5 protein-coding genes are annotated in these 3,739 nt (G+C 63.9%); 3 read left to right on the plus strand and 2 right to left on the minus strand.

Translation table 11 applies throughout. The annotated features are described in order from the left end of the window. The first annotated feature begins 79 nt into the window (after window positions 1–79). Window positions 80–790: a fibronectin type III domain-containing protein gene (locus tag ACJH6J_RS30140; RefSeq protein WP_406805017.1), complete on the plus strand. Its 711-nt coding sequence runs from the start codon at window positions 80–82 to the stop codon at window positions 788–790. Between the two features lie 49 nt (window positions 791–839). Here ACJH6J_RS30140 and ACJH6J_RS30145 read toward each other — a convergent pair whose 3' ends face one another. Further along, complete coding sequence (locus tag ACJH6J_RS30145) at window positions 840–1,835, minus strand: hypothetical protein (RefSeq protein ID WP_165605494.1); 996 nt, start codon at window positions 1,833–1,835, stop codon at window positions 840–842. A 94-nt stretch (window positions 1,836–1,929) separates the two neighbouring features. On the opposite strand from ACJH6J_RS30145, the gene ACJH6J_RS30150 reads away from it, so the two are divergent. After that, window positions 1,930–2,271: a hypothetical protein gene (locus ACJH6J_RS30150; RefSeq protein ID WP_131808694.1), complete on the plus strand. Its 342-nt coding sequence runs from the start codon at window positions 1,930–1,932 to the stop codon at window positions 2,269–2,271. Continuing rightward, a complete protein-coding gene (locus ACJH6J_RS30155; RefSeq protein WP_406774592.1) occupies window positions 2,259–3,089 on the plus strand; it encodes an alpha/beta hydrolase in 831 nt (276 codons plus the stop codon). The genes ACJH6J_RS30150 and ACJH6J_RS30155 overlap by 13 nt, the downstream gene beginning before the upstream one ends. A gap of 88 nt (window positions 3,090–3,177) precedes the next feature. Here the strand turns inward: ACJH6J_RS30155 and ACJH6J_RS30160 are convergent, their stop codons facing one another. Continuing rightward, on the minus strand, window positions 3,178–3,651 hold the full coding sequence (locus ACJH6J_RS30160; protein ID WP_406805018.1) for an IS5 family transposase: 474 nt from the start codon (window positions 3,649–3,651) through the stop codon (window positions 3,178–3,180). Window positions 3,652–3,739: the final 88 nt, after the last annotated feature.

A 3,739-nucleotide genomic window follows, 5' to 3' on the forward strand; every position in this document is an offset into this window, starting at 1 on the left:
TCTACTACGCTACGAACACAGCCCAATCAGAGGCTGCGCACCAATAAACCGGTGTGCACCAAACTCGGGGCGGTTCAGGATGCGCGAAATCCAGGCAGGTTTGATTCCGCACGCACTGGCCATTGCATCGAGCCTCGCGTGTCCGGGGTACTTTCGCTACCCCGCATCGCATACCGACGGTTTCGACGCAAGCGCGAACTGCGTCCCCGAAGGCTCACGGGTTCAACTGGATCCGTCGATCAACGTCGGCGCACTGCCTTACGGGCAACAAGTGATCGCGAAGGCACTCCAGACATTCGGTGCGTACGTCGTCGACAATGCCGGGGCGTCCATCGCGGTGGTTTTCGAAAGTGATCCGAGCCTGATCGGCAAGCCCGGCCAGATTCCGGCTGCCTACCAAAGTGCCGGTCTCGCATGGGACTACTACGACATGAACGCGATTCCGTGGAGCCGCTTACGCGTGCTGCAGCAATGGGACGGCAACGTCGATGTCACCCCGCCGACCGCACCGGCGGGCGTCACTGCCGTCAGCGTCGCCCCGACCAGCGTCACGGTGGCCTGGCAGGCATCGAACGACGGACAGGGTTCCGGAGTCGTCGGTTACTACCTCTGGCGTGGCGACCCCTCGGGACAGTACTGGACCATGGTGGCGTCGGGATCGTCGGCTACCCTCGCCGACCGATCGGCCCTACCCGGCCAGACCTACCTGTACGGAGTGCGCGCTCAAGATGGTGTCGGCCGGCTGTCTTCGTCATCGAACATCATCTCGGTGCGGACACCTGTCGGTTGATCCGACCGGCAGATGACGGCCGAGCACGCGGTTGGATCACCAACCGAAATCACAGCGCAGACAGCAGTTCCGTCAGCTCCGTGTACATCCGGTCAAGCGCCGCCTCCACAACTTCCCCCGACACGGTGGCTTCGCAGTATGTGACGGAGACGTTGCGACTGTTGGTGGTGTCGGAAATCAGTAGCGTCATCGCATCGGGTCGATCGAGGTCGACGAACGCAGTCGCCAGTTGCGGCGCATCACGCACCCACGGTAGGTGATCGAATGGAAGCCGGCCCATATCACTCACGGACAGCCGAATCCGTTCTGTGCCAACGTCTGGTTCTGCGGCTCTCGTGCGGGTAAAGCCACCCAACAACGAGCGGAGCGCGCCGATCCCGATGGACATGATGGGCCATCCTGTTTCAGTCACTTTGCGCAGCTGAGCCGTGATCTGGTCCGGCGGCAATGTACCTATCCTAAGTGGAATCCCGATCGCGAAATTTCCCAGGGCGGCCGCATATTCGCGAGGCAGGTACCGCCGGCAATTGAACAACACCACCACATGCTCGTCGATGGGCAGCTGCACTGATCGCAGCGCGGCGAGCCACAAGGCTGACATCACCGCCACCCGCGTCGAGTCGGGCGCATGCTTGTCAACCCAATCCTGCAATCGACCGATCTGGCGCGCATCGAACCGACGTGTGGCGACTCGCCTCAACGACCGCCAATCGGCCACGGCGCCGGCTTCGGAAATACCAGAAGTTCTGCGCCGCTGTTCTTTTCGCAGAGTCCAGAGCGATCTCAGCAGCGCAGGGCGCCTAGCGTAGTGCCGCCACAACGCCCGCCAAACCACGGTATGCGGCAGATCCGACGGCAACTCCGGTAGTCCGGCAGCCAGCGCACCGATGATGCTCAACCCGTAATGTCCGTCACCGACCGCGTGTGGGTATTCGACGGCAAGGAAACCGCCGGAGACGAAGACGTCGGTTGGATTCCGCCGACCCTGGCGGTGTCCGATCCCGGTGAGAAAGGCGCCGAGATCGATTGAGGCAGTGTCTGCCACGACGTGAACCGCATCGTCGATGAGATCAGGACGGTACGGCCAGCACGCTTGGCTCTGGCTTGGCGCGATCGCAATCCTGGGGGTTGCCGAACTTGTGACTATCGTCGACAGTCGGGATTGCACCTCATCGGCGGTGAGCCCCTCCAAGGGTCCGACGACTGCAACTATCCGACTGCCGGACCAAGACCTGTCCAAGGGAGTGGAGCGATACACCCCGGTCACGTTGCCCCACCAGCGCTTTCGCATCGACATCAACATGCGGCTCCCCGCCATAATGGTCGCCACCGGTCCAAAGTTACCGCAGACGCGAAAACTTCCCGCGTCAGATGGTCATTTCGACATCATCGAACTCCATTTGCGTCGCTACGCAGCTCTGGGCAAATCGCCACGCCTGCTGCGCCGGGTTGATGGCATGATGGCGCCATGGCCCAGCTGACCCGGCGCGCCTTCATCGGTTGCGGCGCCATCGCCGGCGCCGGAGCCGTCGGCGCGTATGTACTGGGCACGACTGTTCGCCGGCCCCGTGCCACCGCACATCCGGCCCCCGCAACGAGCGGAGCCAATACTTTCCTCTCCGAGGCGCGGGGCGGCGTGTCAACCAGGTGGGCCATCGCACGGCCACCCGGCCGTGGTGGGCCGCTTCGCCCTGTCATCGCGTTGCACGGCAGGGGCAGCAATCTCGACGAGACCATGTCGGCAGACTTTCCGGACCGCCTGGATGAGATTGTGAAGGCAGGATTGCCGCCGTTTGCAGTCGTCGGCGTCGACGGCGGCGACAACTTTTGGCACAAGCGGGCCAACGGAGACGACCCGGGAGCCATGGTGCTCAATGAGCTGATACCGATGCTGGCCGGGCAGGGCCTGGATACGTCGCGGGTGGGGTTCCTGGGCTGGTCAATGGGCGGGTACGGCGCACTTCTCTTGGGCGCCCGGTTGGGTCGCGCCCGGACGGCGGCGATCTGCGCTGTCAGCCCAGCACTGTGGACCTCGCCTGAAACGGTGCCGGAGGGAGCCTTCGACGGCCCGGAAGACTATGCCGCGAACTCGGTATGGGGACAGCGCTCGTTGGCCTCGATTCCGATCCGGATCGACTGCGGTGAGAGCGACGGGTTCGCTGCCGCAACCAGAGCTTTCATCGCTCAATTGCCGAACGGCGCCGCAGGCGGTCTCTCACCCGGCGGTCACGGCCCCGCGTTCTGGAACCCACTGATGCAAGACGAACTCGCGTGGCTCGCGCCGCTCATGGCCCGATGATTGGTGCAGACTCTCAGCGCTTACTCGCTCTCGGTGCGCCCATAGATCCGCACAATTTCCGAGAACGCGGGTCACAGAACTCGGCCCGCTAGGGCGTGTCCGATAAATGGGGCAGCCAGAGTGTGACCGCTCGTAGGACTGCCGCGGCACGGTAGACGATGGCCAGCTTGTCGTAGCGGGTGGCCAGTGCGCGCCATTGCTTGACGTCGTTGAAGTTGCGTTCAACCACGTTGCGGCCCTTGTAATCCTCGGCATCGAAGGCCGGTGGCCGACCGCCGGCCGAGCCCCGGCGTTTGCGGTTGGCGATCTGATCGGACGGTTCCGGGATCACTGCACCGATGCCGCGTCGCCGCAACAGCGCGCGGGTGGCGCGACTCGAATAGGCCTTATCTGCGCGGACGCGATCGGGGCGGGTGCGGGGCCGTCCGCCGCCGGGGCGGTCAACTTTCAGGTGGGCGAGCAAATGCTCGAACACCGGGCCGTCGTGGGATTGGCCTGCGCCCACGAGCACCACCAAGGGCCGTCCTCGGCCGTCGACGAGATGGTGGATCTTGCTGGTCAACCCGCCGCGGGAGAGCAATTGTCAATACCTGTGGATCGGGGTGTTTCAGGCGACCTCCGTTTCGGTGTGTTGATCGCCGTCTGACGGT

Source organism: Mycobacterium sp. SMC-18 (assembly GCF_045310895.1).
Lineage (GTDB): Bacteria > Actinomycetota > Actinomycetes > Mycobacteriales > Mycobacteriaceae > Mycobacterium.